Raw genomic sequence first — 18279 nt, 5'->3', positions numbered from 1 at the left:
CGTGCGGTACCGGTTCAACAGAGCACTGATTGCAACACGCCGTCACCAGACAACCCTCAGGAGAGGTCGAGCCTCCCGATCACGTTAGTCACGGATGTTCCAAGGGCACCAGCCACATGTCGAAGTTCGATCAAGTCGAGCCGTCGCTCCCCTGACTCGTACTTGCTGACAAACGACTGTGGCACCCCGAGGCGCTCTGCTACCTGCACCTGCGTGAGGCCGGCTTCCTGGCGTAGTTCGCGCAGGAGGCGGCAGAGCTGTTGGTACTTGGCCGAGTAGATCGACTTCTCCACCTGTCAAGGCGACCGGAGAGCCGACGGATATCCCAAAATCGGATATCCTGGCGCTCGTGCCCTGTCGCAACGAGCGGCGCTGGTGTGCGGCGCGGCGCGCACCCGGTATCGCCGACAGGCAGGAGGGAGCATGAGCGATGACCTCGGCGGCCGCGGAGCCGTCGACCAACGCATCGTCTTTGATCCGGACAGCAACCCGGACAAGTACATCTACGAGCAGCTGGCCGATCACCTGGCCAGGCTCATCGCCGCAGGCCAACTGAAACCCAACACCCCGTTGCCGGCCGAACGGCGGCTGGTCGCCGAGTACGGCGTCTCACTGGGCACGGCCCGCCACGCGACCAGCATCCTGCGGGAGCTGGGCCTGGTCGTGACCGTCTGCTCCAAGGGCACCTTCGTTCGCGGGCCTCGGCGTCCGCTGAATCTTGACGTTACGGTGGGCGGATGTCGCTGATCTCGTGGGCATACGACCTCTCCGAGGCGAAGCTGCGTGACGCGCTGCCTCGACGATGGGCCCACGTCCAGGGCGTAGCACGGCAGGCACGCACCCTCGCGCCGGTCGCCGGATCGGACGCCGAACTCCTCGAAGCCGCGGCCATTCTTCACGACATCGGGTATGCCCCCGATCTGGTCGACACCGGCTTTCACCCCATCGACGGCGCTACCTACCTAGCCAAGGTCAATGCCCCCGAACGGCTCGTGCACCTCGTCGCACACCACTCCTACGCCGTCTATGAAGCCGAACTGCGGGGCTGACCGAACAGCTGGCCGACTTCCACGACGAGCGCGGTTCGATCCGCGACGCGCTCTGGTACTGCGACCTCACCACCTCGCCGGACGGCGAGACCGTCGACGCCGAAGACCGCATTGCGGAGATCAAGCGGCGCTACGGCCCTGGCCACCTCGTGACTCGGTTCATCACCGGTGCCACCCCCGAGCTGCTGACAGCCGTCGAGCGCACGAAGGGCCGTCTCTCCGCCGTCTCGGCGGCTAACCCAAATGGACGTCCTCAGGGTTCTTGACCGTGTGGTCGATACGCAGCCGCATGGACGGGTGGATGTCCAGCTCGTCCAGGCGCTCCGGGGCGACCCAGTGCACCTGTCGTGACTCCGAGCTGGGCCGCAACGTGCCTGCCAGCGGGCGGGCGTGGAAGCAAATCGAGAACTCCTGCCGGACCTCGCCGTCGTCGTAGGCGATGAGGTGCTTGGGGTCGGAGTAGATGCCGCTGATCCCGGTGACCTCGACCGTCAGCCCGGTTTCTTCCTCGACCTCGCGTCGCACGGCGTCCACCACCGACTCGCCGAGGTCCTGGGCTCCGCCGGGGAGTGCCCATAGTCCGTTGTCGGTGCGCTCGATCATCAGGATGTCGCCGGCCTCGTTGCGCACGACCGCGGCGACCGCGGGCACGATGCTGTTGGCGGCCGGGGCGTCGGGGTCGTCGTAGTAGTCCTTCTTCGGCACGAGCCTCAGTCCTCCCACTTGTGCGGTTGAGCGTGCTCCCACACGGCGGTGAAGCTGTCCGCGTAGGTGGTGAACAGGTCGCCCGCCGACAACCGCCGCAGGTGCAGCGCGGGGGCGTGGGCGGCCATCTTGCCGTAGACGTGCGGGTTGATGATCATCTCGTCGTCGAAGCGGAAGATGCTGTTGTAGAGCACCGTTCCGTGGGTGCGGATCTCGATTCCGGGTACGCCGTCGAGCTTGCGGAAGTAGGCCAGCGCGTGGTCGATCTTCGCCGAGATCGTGTGCGAGCCGATGCCCTCGTCGATGCTGCGCCGGATCCCCGCCGGTGGATCAGAACGGGATTCAGCGGGGCGAGCTCGGTACGAACGTTCCGATGTGGACTGTGCAGCTGATTGCCATGGACGGCTCGGGCGCGGAGGTGATCAGTGTGACCGTGCCCATCGAGGAGTTCGACCCGCGTGCGCTGCTGCCCGCCTACTCGCCGACCGGCGAACTGCTGGGGGCTGGCGGTGGGCCACCACCCACGACGTCGACGTCTACGCGCACCTGTTCGCCTGACCCTGAGCATCCCTTGACCGTCTCGACCATGAGCCTCGGCCCCACCACCAGGACCGTGGTGGGGCTGGGAGCCGTCGCCGAGCCGGCCTAGGCAGCCATCCATTCATCGGCGAGGGTGCAGAGGTCGTGGATGTCTCGGAGGAGGAGTGGCGGGGCTGTCAGTCTCGACTCCGGGTGAGCCCACCGATGCCACAACCCGCCCTCCTGGAGGAACCGGGCGGCGTGGTGGGTCCCGATCTTGGCATCTATGAATTGCAGCGCGCCCAGGGCGTCTGCCTGGTCATACGAAAGGTCGACCTGGGGGAGGTAGTGGCCGAGGTAGGCGATCAGGACTTGGGCATCCTCCTCGGTGCCGAACCGCGCAAGCGCGAAACAGTACGCCTTGCCTGCGTAGGCCATTTCACTGGCGAGCAGCAGTTCACCAAGTTGCTCGCGGAACCTGGTGCGACGATCGAGGCCGATCAGCCAAGCGGCTGTCCGGCGCGCCCGCCATTCGTAGTCGAGCAGGTTTCGCAGTTCGTCATCGGTCACCAGCCGGGCGTCTTCGGCGAACGCCCGGCCGAAGCGCAACCGCTCCTCCGGGGCCATCCTCATGAGCTTGCGGTAGGACAGCTTCTTGTACCGACCGCCCGGCGTCACGTAGCGGTTGACCACCCTGCCCAATTCGGGATCCTCAAGGTGGTTGCGCATGTAGCCCTCCCGCATGCGGTCATTGTGTCGTGGAGAGCTTCCGGGGCGAGGTGCTTCGGGCGGTGCCCGTATGAGCGCTCGCGACCTCGCCCTGATCTGCTGTGCCGCGCGACCGGCCCGGACTACCGCTGGTGGCTCACCCACGTCATGCCCGCAGCTGCCTGCTCCCGGCCCAGTGCGGCGGCGCGCGGAAGCGGACTGGGTCGGCGGTGAGGTCGAGCGGGTCACTCACGACATGCCGGACGGTCTGCTCTACGTCGCCGGCAAGAACTGCGGCGCCTCGGTCTGTCCCGCCGGCGCGGAGACGTACCGGACTGACACCTACCAGCTCGTCTAGGCCGGGCTGGCCTGGACGGACACCAACCTGAGGAGGGGAGCCCCGGGTCCGCCGGACTGTCCCACGGGTGCGGGGTGAGCTGATGTTCAGAAGCCCCGGCGCGTGCTCTACCTGCCGCCGATCTGCGTCGCGGCCCCCGAGACGCGGTGAGCAGGCCGACGGCCGCGCCGAAGCCGGGCGCAAGAGATCGCAGACGTGCTGGACACCGTCTGGGTAGATCGACTTCTCCACGTGACGCTCTGCGACACCTCGGGGAACCGGATCGTGCCGGCGTGAGGCAGGCGGCGTGCTCGGACATCGGCCGGGGCGGCTCGTCGGGGGGCCCTGCGCACGTGCGCCTCCACCTGCGGGTACCGCTGCCGGCCGCGACCGGTCAGCTCGCCGGTGCCTCCGCCGCTCGCGCCACGCCGCCCTGGTCGCCCGCCCGGGGGAAGTACCCTGGCCGCCGCGGGTCCGACCTGCCGGTGGCCCAGCGGTCGGCGGCCTACGCCTGCGTGGCCTTCGGCTCCCTGGTCCGGTGCCCGTTCGGGCCGCCCGCGGACCGCGCGAACGGCAGCTTGTGGCCCACCTTCTCGCCGACCTTGGCCCGGACGACGCCCGCGGCGCCCTGCACGGCCGGGTGGTCGGCGACCGATCGGTAGGTCCGCACGATCTGCTCGTACCTCGCACGGCCCGCCCGCGCGCCGAGCACGTACCCGACGGCCGCGCCGAGCAGGAAAGTCTTCATGCCCGCCTCCCTGGTGTCTCCGGCTCGATCACTCATTGTCCCCCAACCCCGCGGGAAGTGCCGGGGGGTGCTTGCAGAGCGCGATCGGCCATGGGCTAAAGTTCTGTCCCGTCAGCCCGGAGCGATCCGGGCGACACAGAGCATTCCCCTGTAGCTCAATTGGCAGAGCATTCGGCTGTTAACCGAAGGGTTGTTGGTTCGAGTCCAACCGGGGGAGCTGCACAAACAGGGCCTCGGAGATCATCCGGGGCCCTTCTGGCATCCAGGGGTGACATCAGGTCCCCACGACCAGCTCCATCTGCCGCTTCGCCTGGTCCGGCACGTGAACCGTAGTTGTCGGCCGTCGTCGTGAGCGAGGCGTGGCCCGTGCTCCGTCACCTCGCGGATGCTCGCCCGTCTTCCAGCAGCAGCGTCGCACAGGTGTGGCGCAAGTCATGCAGGCCGCTGGGGTCGATGGTCGCTCTCCGTAACACCCGGTCGAGCATGGTGTTGACGTTCCTCGGCTCGGCGACCCTCTCCGATCGGGTGATGAAGACGAGGTTGTCCGGCTGTCCCGGTGCCGGCTTCAAGGGCTCGGCTGGCCGCTCGACGCTGTCCGGCGGTGGCTCCCCGGGAAGGACTTTCCAGCCCTGTCCCGGAACGGCCGCCGGTCTGAACCACCTTGTCCTGTTCTGTCATTGACCCGTCGCGGTCCCGGCGATCACGATGCTGGGTGGGAGACGGGACGGTGGAGGGGCCGGAGGTGACCGAACTGCCACGCAGCGACCTGGTCCTCCTGGAGCTGCTCGCGGAGGGCCTGTCGCCCGAGGAGGTGGCCCGGCGGACGGGCCTGTCGGGCCGGACGGTGCGCCGCCGCATCCGGGCGGTCTGCGACCGCCTCGGGGTGGCCACCCCCATCCAGGCGGTGGTGTGGGCCGTCCGCCACGGCGCGATATGACCCGGCTCCGGCGGGCCTGCCCATCCCCGCCGGAGCCGGATCCTTCCCCTACCGGAGGCCCTACCGGAGACCCGCTACCCGAGTCGCAGCGCGGCCAGGTAGTCGTGCATCCGGTCGGCACGGGAATCGGTGAGCGGGTTGCTCTGGTCGTCGTTCTCGATGATGAACTCGCGCATCCCCAGGCGGGTCGCGCCGCTCAGGATGGTGCGGTAGTCGACGACGCCCGTGCCGAGGTCGGCGAGGTTGCCGTTGGCGTCCAGATCCTTCACGTGCGCCAGCAGCATCCGCCCGAGGTTGGCGCGGATCAGCTCCACGTTGTCCTGCGCGCTCAACCCCGCCGCCGACGACCAGCCCATGTCCAGTTCCATGTACAGCAGGTGGGGATCGGAAGCGTCGAGCAGGATCTGGTAGAACGTGCGCCCGTCCGGCCCGTGCCCGAGGAACTCGCCGGTGTGGTTGTGGTACCCCAGCTTCATCCCCGCGCGCCGGATCTTCTCCCCGGCCCGGTTGAACGCAGGCCCCGCCGCCGCGAAACCCTCCGCCGTGTCCGGCACACCGCCCGGGCAGACGATGTACTGCTGCCCGAGGATCCGGGCCATCTCGATCAGCTCGTCGAGCCGGGCCTCGTCGGTGAACTCGGCGTACCCGTGGTGGCTGGACACGGCCCGCAGGCCGTACTTGTCCAGCAGCGGCCGGATCTCCCGGGCGTGCGCGGGGTCGGTCCCGCCCGGGAAACCCGCGAACTCCAGGTTCCGGTACCCGGCGCGGGCCAGGGCGGCGAGGACCGCTTCGGGCTGGGACATGAACGCGTCCCGCACCGAGTACATCTGCAGGCCGATCCGGCTGTTCGGGATGGTCCGGCCCCATCCGCCGTCCGGTTCCGCGGCCGCCGCCGGGGAAGCCCCGAAACCGAGCGCCGCGACACCGGCCGCCGTCGCCGTCACACCTGCCAGGAACCGCCGCCGGTCGAACGCGACGGGAGCGCCACCACACATGTCAATCTCCTCCGATCAATTCAGTGGTCGTGGACACCGGCGGGCATCGTGCCGTCGGCGTTGCGGACGAGGAACATCCCGGCCATGCCCATGTCCGAGTGGTTCTGGACGTGGCAGTGGTACATCCACATCCCCGGCCCGACGCCCTCGCCGGCGATCACCTGGAACCCGAACGACACACCCGGGTTGAGGTCCTTGATGTCGATCAGCGGGCTGTGGTCGTACTCGCTGGTCCGCATGCCGGTGCGGTTGTCCAGCCAGCGGTGCCCGTGCAGGTGGAAGGTGTGGAAGTTGCTGCCGTGCCCGATCGCGATCCACTCCACCCGCTCGCCCAGGTTCGCCTCGAACGTCGGGGCCTGGTGCGCCGGGCGGTTGTTGATCAGCATGTCGTTGAACACCACGGTGAACTGGCGCTTGGGCAGCAGGTCGCCCTGCCGCCGCACCACCAGCGCCCCGTACAGGCCCTTGAGGATGCCCTCGGTGCCGTGCTCGGTGCCCATCGCGTGGTCGTGGTAGTGCCAGTACCCCGCGGTGCCCTCGGCCCACGACCCGTCCGCCCGGCGGTAGCCCACGTGGCTGCGCCAGGTGTAGCGCCGCGTCTGGCCGGGCATCACCGCCGAGTTGTTCATCAGGGTGCCGTCGGAGTTGACGTCGTAGTCGACGCCGTGCGGGTGCAGGGACAGCACCCGGTCGGTGGTGTTGACGAGGTCGATCTCGAGGGTGTCGCCCTCCCACATCTCCAGCACCGGCCCGGGCACGGTCGCCGCGCCCGGGGCCAGGCCGTAGCCGTACAGCTCGTCGGAGATCTTCTCGGCGTACATCGTGATGCGCCGGGTCTCGCCCTGCGGCTGCACCGGCGCGGCGGCCGCGAGACCGGGCACGGCGACCGACGCGGCCAGCCCGGCGGCCGCACCGCCGAGCACGGCCCGCCGCGAAAGATGGGACATGAACGGTCCTTCCGTTGGGGGATGGGGGAGTCAGACCATGCGCTGGTCGGCGGCGTTCGGGTGCGGGGCCTGGTGGGACGGGCCGGTCGCGGCCGCCACGGTGAACGTCACGCTCGCGGTCGCACTGGTGTTGCCGGCCTCGTCGGTCGCCTTGTAGCGGATGGTGTGGGTGCCGACGTGGTCGATGACGAACGGCTTGGTGTACCGGGTGAATGCCGAACCGTCCACCGAGTACTGGATCCGCGAGACGCCGGAGGCCTCGTCGGTGGCGGAGAGCGTCACCGTCACCGGGCCGACGAAGTCCCACGACCAGTTCTGCGCACCGGCGAGCTGCACCGACACCACCGGCGCCGTGACGTCGCCCGCCTCGGCGATCGTGAACGACAGCATCTGCACCGCGCTGGCGTTGCCCGCCCGGTCGGTGGCCCGGTAGTGCAGCATGTGCGTCCCGACCGCGGTCAGCGTCACCGGCTGTCCATAACGGACGAATCCCGCGCCGTCGAGGTCGTACTCGATCGAGGCGACGCCGGATTCGGTGTCGGTGGCGGCCAGGGTGAGCGTGGCCTTGCCGACGTAGGAGCCCTGCGTGTTCACCTCGCCCGACAGATCGGCCGTCACGTACGGCGCGACGACGTCCCCGAGCGGGTCGACGACCACGGTGAGCGACTTGGGCTGGCTGGTGTTGCCCGCCTTGTCGGTCGCGCGGTAGGTGAGGGTGTGGGTGCCGGTCTGCGACAGCACGACCGGCTGGCTGTAGGTGCGGAACCCGCTGCCGTCCACTGTGTACTCGATCGTCGCGACGCCGGATCCGCTGTCGGTGGCGGCGAGGGTGACGGTGGCGCTGCCCGCGTAGTTCCCGCTGTCGTTCCGGTCGCCGGCGACGGTCGCGGTGGCGACCGGCGGGGTGGTGTCGTTGTCGGGCTGCACGACGGTGACGACCAGGGTCTTCGGCTCGGCTGCGTTGCCCGCCTTGTCGGTGGCCCGGTAGTGGACGTTGTGCGCGCCCGGCGCGGTGATGGTGATCGGCCCGTCGTAGGGGCGGTAGTTGTCGTCGTCGAGGGTGTACTCGACGGTGTCCACGCCGGAGCTGTCGTCGGTCGCGGCCAGCGTGACGGTGGCGGTGCCGATGTAGTTGCCGTCGCCGTCGGTGTTCCCGTCGACGGTGGCGGTCACCTCCGGCGGGGTGGTGTCCTGCTGGCCGCCGCCCTCGGTGACGATCAGCTCGCCGCTCATCGTGTGGCCGGGCATCGCGCAGTAGTAGCGGTACTTGCCCGGGGTCAGCGTGGCCTGCACCTCGTGCCGGCCGCCCTGGGAGTCCAGCGGGCTGGCGGTGATGTTGACGTCGACGTCGTGGTTGTAGCCGGGCGTCGTGGTGTCGAAGGTCAGCGTGTGGGTCATCGCGGTGGTGTTGCCGGTGGCCGTGCTGTTCTCGAACACGATGGTGGCCGCCCCGGCGACGGCGGTGGCCGGTGCGGAGGCGTACTCCGTCATGCTGTCGTTCGCGGTCCAGGTGAGCACCTGGTCCGCCAGTGGTGCCACCGAGGTGCCGGTGACCGGCACCGGCTCGGCGAGTGCGGCGGTGGTGGTGCCGGTGAGCAGGCACAGTGTCGCTGTCCCGGCCACCAGCACGCCCCGGAGGATGCGCATGGGTCGACAACCCTTTCGTCGTCACAGGTGGGGAGCCGGTGGCGCCGCCCGACGAGCGGCGCCACCGGGGAGGGGAGGTGTGCTAGAGCTGGCGCACCCGGATGTTGCGGAACTCGATCACGTCGCGATCGCTGTGGTTCTGCAAGCCGATGAACCCGCTGAAGAACTGCCGCAGGTCCGTCGGCGGGTCGCCGGCGCGCGACGACGGCTTGCCCGGGGTGTTGTCGAACTCGTTGATGACCACACCGTTGCGGATGATCGTGTAGTGCTGGCCGGTCACCCGCACCTCGTAGTCGTTCCAGACGCCCTTCGCCGTCGGGAACGCCCCGTCCAGACCCACCTGCGAGAAGTTGTAGACCGAACCGGTCTTCTGCGCGTCACCCGCGGTGTTGTCGTTGATCTGGATCTCGTGTCCACAGTAGATCGCCACCCACGCCTGCGACGTCCGCGCCGAGCCGACCGTGCCGCAGCTGCCCGGCGGGCGTTGCTCCAGCGGTGTGCGCGGGTCCGGGAACCGGGTGAACACGCCGCTGTTGGCGCGGTCACCGGCCGGTGCGACGTCCCGGAACTGCAGGCGCACCGAGAAGTCGCCGAACGCCTTGCCCGAGTACCAGAGCATGCCCATGCCGCCCGAGCTGTGCAGGGTCCCGTCCGGTTGCAGGTCGAACCTCCCGTCCGGGGCCTGGCTCCAGCCGTTGGTCGACGTGCCGTCGAACAGCCACTCGTAGCCCGTGGTGCCCGCCCGGCCCACCGGTGACGACGAGGCCGCCCGGACCAGCGCGTTCACGTCCTTGTCGGACAGCAGCCCGAACCCGCGCAGCTTGTTCGTCACGTCGGTCACGTACGCGGTGAACGCGTCGTGGTCCGGCCAGGCCCGCTCGTCGTCGATCAGGTCGTTGACGGTGCAGCCGAGGCCGATGTTGCGGTTGGCCACCTTGGTCTCGGAGTCGAGGATCCACACCGACTTGCGGGCATCCGGAGCCGGGCAGCTGACCGTCACCGGCAGCCGCTTGGTGGCCTTCTCCCCGTTGGCGTAGGTGACCTCCAGCGTGGCGTCGTAGGTGCCGCCGCGCAGGTAGGTGTGCGTGGGGTTGGCCTCGGTGGACGTGGTGCCGTCACCGAAGTCCCACCGCCAGGACACGCCACCGGCCTTGGCGCCGTTGAACGCCATGGTCATCGGGCCGGCCTGGGTGGTCGTCGCGACGGTCGCCGCCTCCGGGGACGGGGTCGGCGCCCCACCGTGGTAGCTGATCCGGATCAGCTTCTGGTTGGGGTCGAGGCTGAAGAACCCGCCCGCGTAGTCCAGCAGGTACAGCGCCCCGTCCGGACCGAACTTGGCGTCCATCCAGCTCTGCAGCGCGGTGTCGCCACCGCCGCCCTTGATGATCTGCCGCAGGTCCTCGGCGAACGCCGGCGGGCCCTGGTTCGGCACGCGCGACGGGTCGAGCGTCACCGCGATGCGGTTGTTCGCGTTGGACTCGTCACCGATGAACCACTTGTCCTCCCAGTAGGCCGGCCACGCGACCCCGCTGGCGGTGTTGACCTCCGAGCGGTGGTAGGTCGGGCCGGACATGACCGCCTGGCCGCCGCCCTTGAGGTAGGGCTCGGTGTAGGTGGCCTCGGACTGGACGTACGACGGGATCCCGCTGCCGTCGGCGCGCGCCGGGTAGACCGGGCCGCCGCCCTGCGGCGAGTACCAGATCGCGTTGTCCCGTGCGGGCGGGATGTCCACCAGGCCGGTGTTGCGCGGCGAGGTGTTCTTCAGGTCACCGCAGTCGTACCAGCCGGTGAGGACGCTCGCGTCGGTGTTGCTGCGGTCCCGGTAGGGCTGCCGGTTGCCCATGCAGTACGGCCAGCCCTGGTTGCCCGCCGAGGTGATGACGGTCGCGGTCTCGTACTTGGCCGGGCCCAGCTCCGGGTTCGGGCCGCCGGCGTCCGGACCGACCCAGCCCGCGGTGAGCCAGTCGTGCTGCTTGTCGATCGCCAGGCGCGCGATGTTGCGCACACCCATCACGTAGATCTCCGGGCGGGTCTTGCCGCCGCCCTCCTCGGTCCCGGTGAACAGGTTGCCCGGCGGGATCGTGTAGGTGCCGTCCGCCTCGGGGTGGATGCGCAGCACCTTGCCGTTGAGGTTGTTGGTGTTGCCGGAGGTGCGGCGGGCGTCCTGGAACGAGGTGCCCTTGTACTCGGCCGTCCAGTTGTTGCCGGAGTAGCCGTCCGAACCGCCGGAGGAGTTGTTGTCCCCGACACCGATGTAGAGGTTGCCCGCGTCGTCGAACGCCATGCCGCCGCCGGCGTGGCAGCAGCTGTGGATCTGGGCGTCCCAGTGCAGCAGGTCCTTGCGGGTCGACTGGTCGATGGTCTGCCTCGCCGCGTCGTAGGTGAAGCGGGACACCGTGCGCTGGCCGATCCGCAGGTCGCGGTCGATCGACTCGTGCGGCATCCAGTACACGTAGATCCAGCCGTTGCGGGCGAAGTCCGGGTCGAGCGTGATGCCGACCAGGCCCTCCTCGTTCTTCACCAGCTCGTCACCGCTGCCGCGGTTGCCCATCACCTCGAGCGTGGTCAGCAGCTTGACCTGCTTGGTCTTCGGGTCCCACTGGTGGATCGTGCCGCAGCCCAGGCCGACGTCGGGGTCCGACCAGTCGACGACCGGGCCGGACGGGCAGGCGGCCTTGCCGATGTAGAACACCTTGCCGTCGGGGGCGATCGTGAGGCCGTGCGGCTCACCGATCTGGTCCAGCTGCCCCGGCTGGTTCTTGGCGGTGAGGCGTTCCACGGTGTAGTTCGACGCGATGGTCGCCTGGCAGTCGCCGCGCACCATGCCCGCCGTCCACTGGATCGCACCCAGCAGGTGACCGCGGAAGAGCTGGTCGGTCGTGTAGCTCTCCGGGGTGCGGCCCATGCCGGTGTAGAAGGAGCGGCCGCCGGAGTAGTCGCGGCACCAGGACACCGGGTGGAACGCGCCGTTGGCCTCGTCGCCCGCCTGGTACTTCCACTCCTCGACCTGGGCGATGGTGTGCACCTGGCCGACCGGGTTCGGGCTCCAGTTCAGCCACTGGTCGGAGCGGGTCCAGTTCAGCGGCAGGCCCGTGTTGGCGGGGTGCTGCCGGTCGGTCACGTCGACCACGGCCTGCTGCACCGTGTCCGGGCTCGCCGCCGGCCGGGTGCCGATCAGCCCGGTGAACCAGTCCGATGTGGACTGTGCGCGGGCGGCGTCGTGGACGCCGACGAACCCGTTGCCGGCGGCGACGAACGCCTTGAGCGCGTCCTCCTGGGCCGGGCTGAGCGTGACACCGTCGGCGGAGAGGAACACCACGCCGCGGTAACGGGCCAGGTTGGCCGGGGTGAACGCAGCCGGGTCGGCCGTGACGTCGGCTTGGAACCCGCCGGTGCGGCCCAGTTCCTGGATCGCCGCGGCGGCGGTGTTCACCGGGTCGGCCTGCCGGTCGGACGGGCCGTGGAAGACCAGCACCCGCACCGGTTCCGACGCCGCCACGGCGGCCTCGGCCGGGGCCGGGGCCGGCGCGGCCAGCGCGGGGACCACGGGCACGGCGGTCAGCAGGACCAGTCCGCACAGCTGGGCCAGCGACCGCCGGAACCTGCCCCGCCGCCGTGGTGGTGCCCAGGGCCGTCTCGATCGGCTCGGTTCGAGATCACGTCTGTGCCGCATACCATCCCTCGCCTAGCGTCGGATTTGCCTTGCCGTTGCGGTGGTCGCACCGCACGTCAGATGAGCCCGCGCCGGGCGGCCCACACCACGGCCTGGATCGGCGCGTGGACGTCCAGCCGGTCGCAGATCCGCCGGATCCGGCGCTGCACCGTGCGTTTGGACAGGTTGAGCCGCCGGGCCACCGCCTCGATCGGCAGCCCGTCCGCGAGCAGCGCCAGCACGGCGCGTTCCTGCTCGTTCAGGACGGTGGATCTGAGGGGTTCGTCGAGCGTGGCGGTCACCGCTCGACCTGCGCGGTTCGGGAACGGATCACCATTGATCTCTGCCTCCCAGCAGCGGGCAACGGATGCTCTGGGAAACTAACCACTTTTGCGCACGGTAGGAAGATGTCTGTCGCAAACTGGCCACTGGAACGTCGGCAGCAGGAAGAAGTGGCTCCGTTCAGCCCACGACTTTCGGAGGGCGGACGGCGAGTGCCGCCCGCCCTCCCCGTGGATCACACCGCGACGCAGAGGCGGAACGCGTCCAGCACGGCGGAGTGGATGCTGCGGCTGCTCACGGCGTCGCCGATGCGGTAGAGGCGGAACGCGCCGTCGGCGTTCGGGCCGGCCGGCTGCTCCCGCCGGGCCAGCAGCTCGGCGACGGTGATCTCGCCGAGGTTCGTCGAGTGCGGCACCAGGTCGTGGTAAAGGTCGGCGTTGGGCAGCGTCCCGTGTTCCACCACGACGTGGTCGACGACGCGGGTCAGCGTCTCCGCGCCAGTGTCGGCGAGGTCGCTGGTGAAGACCGCCCGCAGGCGGCTGCCGTCCCGCTCGACCCGTGTCAGCCGGTGCAGCAGTGTGACCCGCACCCCGTCGCCGGTGAAGCGCCGCAGGTACGGCGGGGCGTTGACGCTGCCGACCTCGACCCCGATCGTCCTTTCCGGACTGACCCACTCCACGTCCGCGCCCGCGTCCAGCAGCGCGTCCACCGCGTCCAGGCCGGGATGGCCGCCGTGGTCGTCGTAGACGAGCACGGAACCGGACGGCCGGACAGCGCCGGAGAGCACGTCCCACGTGTCGTGCACGAGGTTCGCGCCCGCGTCCAGGAACCGCGTGTCGGGCGTCCCGCCGGTGGCGACGACCACGACGTCCGGCTCCAGCTCGAGGACCTCGCGGGCCTCGGCGTAGTGGTTCAGCTTCACCGCGACCCCGAGCCGCCGCAGCTCGGCGACGCGCCAGTCCACGATGCCGGCCAGGTCACGACGCCGGGGGGTCTTGGCGGCCAGCAGCAGCTGTCCGCCGGGCTGGTCGGCCGCCTCGAACACGGTCACGTCGTGCCCGCGCTCGGCGAGCACGCGGGCCGCCTCCAGACCGGCCACGCCCGCACCGACGACGACCGCCCGTTTGACGGCCGGTGCGGGCGGAATCCGGTGCGGCAGCTGGAGTTCCCGGCCCGTCGAGGCGTTGTGCACGCAGTGGGCCGGTTCGCCGAGGTAGGCCGCGTCGATGCACGCGCTCGCCCCGACGCACGGCCGGATGCGGTCGGCCTCCCCGGCCTGCAGTTTCCGCACCAGGTGCGGGTCGGCGAGGTGCGCGCGGGTCATGCCGACCAGGTCGAGCAGGCCCTCGGCGATCGCGTACCGGGCCGTGGCCAGGTCGGCGATGCGCGCCGCGTGCATCACCGGCACGCCGACGTGCGCGCGGACCGCGCCGGCGAGCGTCAGGTGCGGTGCCGACCGTTCGCCCATCGGCGGGATCACGTGCGAGAGGCCGTTCTCGGTCGAGATGTGGCCGCGGATCACACTGATGAAGTCGATGCCCGCGTCCACGACGCGCCGGGCGATCTCCAGCCCCTCCTCGGCGGTCAGCCCGCCGGGCCGTCGTTCCTCGACGGCCATGCGGATCCCCACCACGAAGTCGCTGCCGACCGCCTCGCGCACCGCCGCGATCACCTCGAGCGGGAAGCGCATCCGGGCGTCCAGGTCACCGCCGTAGCCGTCGGTGCGCCGGTTCATCGCCGGCGACCAGAAGCTGTCGAGCAGGTGCCCGTACGCCATCAGTTCGACACCGTCGAGGCCACCGTCCTGGCAGCGCAGGGCGGCACTGGCGAAGTCGGCGGCGATGCGGCGCAGGTCGTGCGGTTCGGCTTCCCGGGTGAACGCGCGGTGCGCGGGCTCGCGCACGGCGCTCACCGACAGCACGGGAAGCCAGTCGCCGCTGTGGTTGCTGGTGCGGTGACCGAGGTGCGTCAGCTGGGTCATCACCGCCGCGCCTTCGGCGTGCACCTCGTCGGACAGCCGCCGCAGCCAGGGGACCACGTCGTCGGAGTCCATGCGCAGGTTCGCGAACGAGGGGGTGGCGTCCGGGCTCACGACGGCGCCGCCACCGATCATGGTCAGCGCGATCCCGCCGCGGGCCTTCTCGACGTGGTAGGCGCGGTAGCGGTCGGCGGGCATGCCGTGGACGCCGTAGCCGGGCTCGTGCGACGTGCTGACAACGCGGTTGCGCAGGGTAAGGGTCTTCAGGCGGAACGGGGTGAGCAGCGGGTCGGTCATCGCGCGGTCTCCCGGGCCCGGCGCACCGGTGTCGTCGAGGAACTCTCGTGCAGGGCCTGGCCCCGCGTCTCCGGCGCCCACAGCACGCAGATCACCGTGCCGATGACGGCGATCGCGGCGCCGATGAGCATGGTCGGGCCGAGGCCGAGGTGGTCGAGGCTCAGGGGGAGCAGGTAGGTGCCCCCCGCCGCACCGATCCGGCTGATCGCGCTGGCGACGCCGACGGCCGAGGCGCGGATGTCGGTGGGGAACAGTTCGGTCGGGTAGATCCACTGCAGGATGTTGCCGCCGCCCTGGGCGAGGGCGTTCACCGAGAACAGGACGATCGCGAGCACGGCGGGCAGTCCCGGGAAGAAGCCGAGCACCGCCAGCGGGATCGCGGAGGCGACGAAGGTCCAGATGATCACCGGACGGCGGCCCCACGACTCGACGAGCCGGATGCACGGAAAACAGCCGGCCATCGTCACCAGCGTGACCGCCGCGGACCACAGCAGTGCGGTGCCTCCCTTGGAGAAGCCGTAGGCGCCGAGCACGACCGGGTAGAAGGTGATGATCGCGAACGCGGGTGCGACCTGGCAGAGCCAGAACCCGCCCGCGAACAGGGTGCGGCGCAGGTAGCCGCCGGTGAAGACGCGGGACAGGCGGGACTTCGCAGGCGGTTCCTGTTCGGCGAGGACGGTCAGTTCCGCCTCGGTGGGGTAGCGGCCGAACGCCTTGTGGATGGCTTCCCTGGCGTCGTCGCGCCGGCCGTGGCGCAGCAGCCACCGGGGCGACTCGGGAGTGCCCAGGCGGGCCAGCAGGATGATGATCCCGGGAAGCGCGCCGCTGGCCAGGATCCAGCGCCACGGTTCGTCCCCGGCGACCGCGGTCACCGCGTAGCCGACGAGGTAGGCGGCCGCGGCGCCCACAAACCACGCGGCGACGAGCGCGCCCATGGTGCGGCCGCGGCGGTCCGCGGGTAGCCATTCGGCGAGCAGGGACGTGGCGATCGGGTAGTCCGCGCCGACCGCGACGCCAGCGACGACGCGGAGGGCGATCAGCCACCACGCGTCGGGCACGACCAGGCACAGTGCGGAGGACAGCACGAGCGCGACCAGGTCGATCGTGTACATGAGCTGGCGGCCGACGCGGTCGGTGACCCAGCCGAACACCAGCCCGCCGAGCAGGACGCCGACCAGTGCCGACGCACCCACGAGTCCTTCCTGCCCCGGGGTCAGCCCGAGGTCGGCCGACGCCCCGCCGATGGCCACGCCGACGACGCTCAGGATGTAGCCGTCCAGGAACGGCCCGCCCGCGGACAGGAAGAACAGTTTCCGGTGGAACTTCCCGTACGGTTCGGCGTCGATGATCGAATGCCGCATCCGGTACTCCTCGCCTCTGCTGGATGGATAGCGGTGAAGTATCGGTACCGCGATTTTTGTAGACAACGGTGTCGACGACGAACTGGTCTTTTTTTCCGGGCTGAGTCAGAAGTGAGACTACGCTGGCGGGATGGCGGTTCTGGAATTGAGAGCGGCCGATCGGGCGGCACTGGAGCGAGTGGTCGGCAGCCCGTCGAGCCCGCAGGCGGTGGTGGCGCGAGCGCGGATCGTGCTCGCCTGCGCTTCGGCGCCCACCGTCGCCGAGGTGGCCCGGACGCTGGGGGTGTCGCGGGACGTGGTGACGCGGTGGCGGGACCGCTTCGCCTCGGGCGGCCTGCCCGCGCTCGGCGACCGGCGACGGCGCGGGCGTCCGCGGACGGTGGCGGACGGCGGTGTCTCCCTGGTCCTGTCCACCCTTCTGGCACCCGGTGGACCGTGGTCGACGCGCTCACTGGCCGCGGCCACGGGGCTGAGCCAGAGCACCGTGAGCCGGATCGTGCGCTCGCTGTGGCCGCCGGTGGCGGGTGTGCCCGCGGTGGCGGCGTTCCGGCACGTGGCCGGGGTCTACTTCGACGGGACCGCGGCCGTCCTCGCCCTGGCCGGTGACGCCGGCGGTGCGGTGGTGTCCGGGCGGGCGCGGCAAGTGGCGCGGACCGGGAGTCAGACACTGCTCGCCGCCGTCGCGATCGCCCGGTCCGCCGCCGCGGCGCCGTCCGGGTTGCGGGCGTTCCTGGTCGCGGTCGACCGGGCGGTGCCGGCCCGCGGCCAAGTGGTGGTGCTGCTGGCCGGTGCGGACGCGAGCTGGTTGCCGCACCAGACGCGATTGCGGCCGTTGGTCGTTGCGCCCGAGGTGTGGCACGCGCAGGCCGAGCAGGTCCTCACCGCACCCGGACTGGACACCGGGGACCTGGCCGATCTCACCGGTGCGTTGCGGGCGTGGGATCGCTCGTCGCCGTTCTCGTGGGTGCCGCGGGGGCGCGTCATCACTGACTCACCCGAGGACCGTCTTCACCGGTCCGTAGCGGCGGGCACGAGGCCGGCCGAACGGGTGGTGCCGGTGCTGCGGGAGTCGATCGCGCGGGGCAGGTTTCAGCCCGGGGAACGGATCCGGGAGGCGCCACTGGCGGCCCGGCTCGGGGTCTCGCGCGCTACGGCGCGGGAGGCGTTGCGCTCGCTCGCCGCGGACGGGCTGCTCGAACTGTTGCCGAACCGGGGCGCGGCCATCCCGCGGATGCGGGCAGGCGATGTGCTGGAGACCTACGCCGCGCGGGCCGCGCTCGGATCGCTGCTGGTGCGCAGACTGGCCACGCGCGGGCCAGGGGAGCTGACGCCGGTGGCGAAGGCGGTGGCCGAGGTGCGGGACCGCGCGCGGTCGGGACAGGCGGAGGAGACCGCCGAGGCCGACCTGGCGTTCCAGGAGGCGATGGCCGAGGCGGCCGATCTGCCCCGGACGGCCCTGCACTTCAACCGGCTCGGCGTTCAGCTGCGGATGTTCATCTCGATCCTGGGCCTGGACTACACCGGCGCCGTGCCGCGCATGATCCACGACGCGGGCGGCATCCTGGCCGCACTGCGTTCCGGCAGCCCGGAAGAAGCCGCGGCCCGCTGGCGCGGCAAGATCGAATACGCGGTGCGGTACATGATCGGCCGCCTCCCCCTGGAGGACTTCGACGCCGGCCTGTGGACCACCCTGACCGGCGGACCCGGCCGCGGGGGCTAGCGGCCCACGAACTTCAGGTGCGGCCGCTGCCGCAGGCGGAGCGAGGACGCCACCGCGACCGCGGCCAGCAGCACGGCCGCGCACACCACGCCGTGCAGCACGCCGCGCACCAGGTAGCCGCTGTCGGCGTCGTCGACCACAGCGACCTGGCGGGCTTCGCCGCCGTGGGCATCGTGGAGACGCTGGTGCACACGCACGGACTGACCGCAGGCTGGATTGCCGTGGCAGCCACCGGGCGAGCTGTGCGCGCTGGTCCGGGCGCGGCTGTTCCCCGCGTGAGGCCGGACGCCTGTGGCCGCTGCTGCGGGCCGCCGGCGGTGCCGACCTGCCGGGCCTGTCGCGGCCGGGCGAGTGGCGCTGGTACTCCGCGCTGGTCACCAGCCCGTGAGCTCGGCTG

General features: G+C 70.7%; 17 protein-coding genes, 1 tRNA gene and 1 pseudogene. 6 read left to right on the top strand and 13 right to left on the bottom strand.

The features are described from left to right. Positions 1 to 56: 56 nt before the first annotated feature. Positions 57 to 293, bottom strand: a complete 237-nt coding sequence (locus FB470_RS01355) for a helix-turn-helix domain-containing protein (RefSeq protein ID WP_306988062.1) — start codon at positions 291 to 293, stop codon at positions 57 to 59. Between the two features lie 130 nt (positions 294 to 423). Between FB470_RS01355 and FB470_RS01350 the strand changes: the two genes are divergently transcribed. Both FB470_RS01350 and FB470_RS01345 read left to right on the top strand, forming a co-directional pair. Beyond that, a complete protein-coding gene (locus FB470_RS01350; protein ID WP_306988061.1) occupies positions 424 to 747 on the top strand; it encodes a winged helix-turn-helix domain-containing protein in 324 nt (107 codons plus the stop codon). Continuing rightward, complete coding sequence (locus FB470_RS01345) at positions 738 to 1049, top strand: HD domain-containing protein (protein ID WP_306988059.1); 312 nt, start codon at positions 738 to 740, stop codon at positions 1047 to 1049. Before FB470_RS01350 ends, FB470_RS01345 begins: the two co-directional genes overlap by 10 nt. Before the next feature lie 234 nt (positions 1050 to 1283). Here FB470_RS01345 and FB470_RS01340 read toward each other — a convergent pair whose 3' ends face one another. Beyond that, positions 1284 to 1754, bottom strand: a complete 471-nt coding sequence (locus FB470_RS01340) for an NUDIX hydrolase (protein ID WP_306988057.1) — start codon at positions 1752 to 1754, stop codon at positions 1284 to 1286. A 5-nt stretch (positions 1755 to 1759) separates the two neighbouring features. Further along, positions 1760 to 2086 (bottom strand): annotated as a pseudogene (locus tag FB470_RS01335) (XRE family transcriptional regulator); the annotation flags it as partial. 41 nt (positions 2087 to 2127) lie between these two features. On the opposite strand from FB470_RS01335, the gene FB470_RS01330 reads away from it, so the two are divergent. Next, positions 2128 to 2403 carry a hypothetical protein gene (locus FB470_RS01330; protein ID WP_306988055.1) on the top strand — a complete coding sequence of 92 codons (276 nt, stop codon included), beginning with the start codon at positions 2128 to 2130 and terminating at the stop codon, positions 2401 to 2403. On the opposite strand, the gene FB470_RS01325 is transcribed toward FB470_RS01330, so the two are convergent. Together FB470_RS01325 and FB470_RS01320 are read right to left on the bottom strand one after the other, a co-directional pair. After that, complete coding sequence (locus FB470_RS01325; protein ID WP_306988053.1) at positions 2400 to 3017, bottom strand: DUF6000 family protein; 618 nt, start codon at positions 3015 to 3017, stop codon at positions 2400 to 2402. The genes FB470_RS01330 and FB470_RS01325 overlap by 4 nt on opposite strands. Positions 3018 to 3823: 806 nt before the next feature. After that, positions 3824 to 4066: a hypothetical protein gene (locus FB470_RS01320; RefSeq protein ID WP_306988051.1), complete on the bottom strand. Its 243-nt coding sequence runs from the start codon at positions 4064 to 4066 to the stop codon at positions 3824 to 3826. Between the two features lie 144 nt (positions 4067 to 4210). On the opposite strand from FB470_RS01320, the gene FB470_RS01315 reads away from it, so the two are divergent. Continuing rightward, positions 4211 to 4283: transfer RNA gene (locus FB470_RS01315), tRNA-Asn, on the top strand. A 525-nt stretch (positions 4284 to 4808) separates the two neighbouring features. Beyond that, complete coding sequence (locus tag FB470_RS01310; RefSeq protein WP_306988050.1) at positions 4809 to 5003, top strand: helix-turn-helix domain-containing protein; 195 nt, start codon at positions 4809 to 4811, stop codon at positions 5001 to 5003. A 74-nt stretch (positions 5004 to 5077) separates the two neighbouring features. Here FB470_RS01310 and FB470_RS01305 read toward each other — a convergent pair whose 3' ends face one another. The 7 genes from FB470_RS01305 to FB470_RS01275 all read right to left on the bottom strand — a co-directional run bounded on the left by FB470_RS01305 (position 5078) and on the right by FB470_RS01275 (position 16162). Further along, positions 5078 to 5998, bottom strand: coding sequence for a sugar phosphate isomerase/epimerase family protein (locus FB470_RS01305; protein WP_306988048.1), 921 nt, complete (start codon positions 5996 to 5998; stop codon positions 5078 to 5080). A 20-nt stretch (positions 5999 to 6018) separates the two neighbouring features. Continuing rightward, positions 6019 to 6945 carry a multicopper oxidase domain-containing protein gene (locus FB470_RS01300; protein WP_306988046.1) on the bottom strand — a complete coding sequence of 309 codons (927 nt, stop codon included), beginning with the start codon at positions 6943 to 6945 and terminating at the stop codon, positions 6019 to 6021. A gap of 30 nt (positions 6946 to 6975) precedes the next feature. After that, on the bottom strand, positions 6976 to 8592 hold the full coding sequence (locus FB470_RS01295; protein ID WP_306988044.1) for an OmpL47-type beta-barrel domain-containing protein: 1617 nt from the start codon (positions 8590 to 8592) through the stop codon (positions 6976 to 6978). 82 nt (positions 8593 to 8674) lie between these two features. Further along, positions 8675 to 12265 (bottom strand): ThuA domain-containing protein, encoded by a 3591-nt coding sequence (locus tag FB470_RS01290; RefSeq protein WP_306988043.1) that lies wholly within the window; start codon positions 12263 to 12265, stop codon positions 8675 to 8677. A gap of 56 nt (positions 12266 to 12321) precedes the next feature. Beyond that, on the bottom strand, positions 12322 to 12546 hold the full coding sequence (locus tag FB470_RS01285; protein ID WP_306988041.1) for a response regulator transcription factor: 225 nt from the start codon (positions 12544 to 12546) through the stop codon (positions 12322 to 12324). 215 nt (positions 12547 to 12761) lie between these two features. Beyond that, positions 12762 to 14801 carry an NADH:flavin oxidoreductase gene (locus tag FB470_RS01280; RefSeq protein ID WP_306988040.1) on the bottom strand — a complete coding sequence of 680 codons (2040 nt, stop codon included), beginning with the start codon at positions 14799 to 14801 and terminating at the stop codon, positions 12762 to 12764. Further along, positions 14798 to 16162: an MFS transporter gene (locus FB470_RS01275; protein ID WP_306988039.1), complete on the bottom strand. Its 1365-nt coding sequence runs from the start codon at positions 16160 to 16162 to the stop codon at positions 14798 to 14800. Before FB470_RS01275 ends, FB470_RS01280 begins: the two co-directional genes overlap by 4 nt. Before the next feature lie 130 nt (positions 16163 to 16292). Here FB470_RS01275 and FB470_RS01270 point away from each other — a divergent pair, with 130 nt between their 5' ends. Continuing rightward, positions 16293 to 17882: a GntR family transcriptional regulator gene (locus FB470_RS01270; protein ID WP_306988037.1), complete on the top strand. Its 1590-nt coding sequence runs from the start codon at positions 16293 to 16295 to the stop codon at positions 17880 to 17882. Here FB470_RS01270 and FB470_RS01265 read toward each other — a convergent pair. After that, positions 17879 to 18073, bottom strand: coding sequence for a hypothetical protein (locus FB470_RS01265; RefSeq protein WP_306988035.1), 195 nt, complete (start codon positions 18071 to 18073; stop codon positions 17879 to 17881). The genes FB470_RS01270 and FB470_RS01265 overlap by 4 nt on opposite strands. Positions 18074 to 18279 lie beyond the last annotated feature (206 nt).

Source organism: Amycolatopsis thermophila, assembly GCF_030814215.1.
In the GTDB taxonomy this organism is placed as follows: Bacteria; Actinomycetota; Actinomycetes; order Mycobacteriales; family Pseudonocardiaceae; genus Amycolatopsis_E; species Amycolatopsis_E thermophila.
Note: the sequence above shows the minus strand (reverse complement) of the source record. Positions and strands in the feature narration are given on the sequence as shown.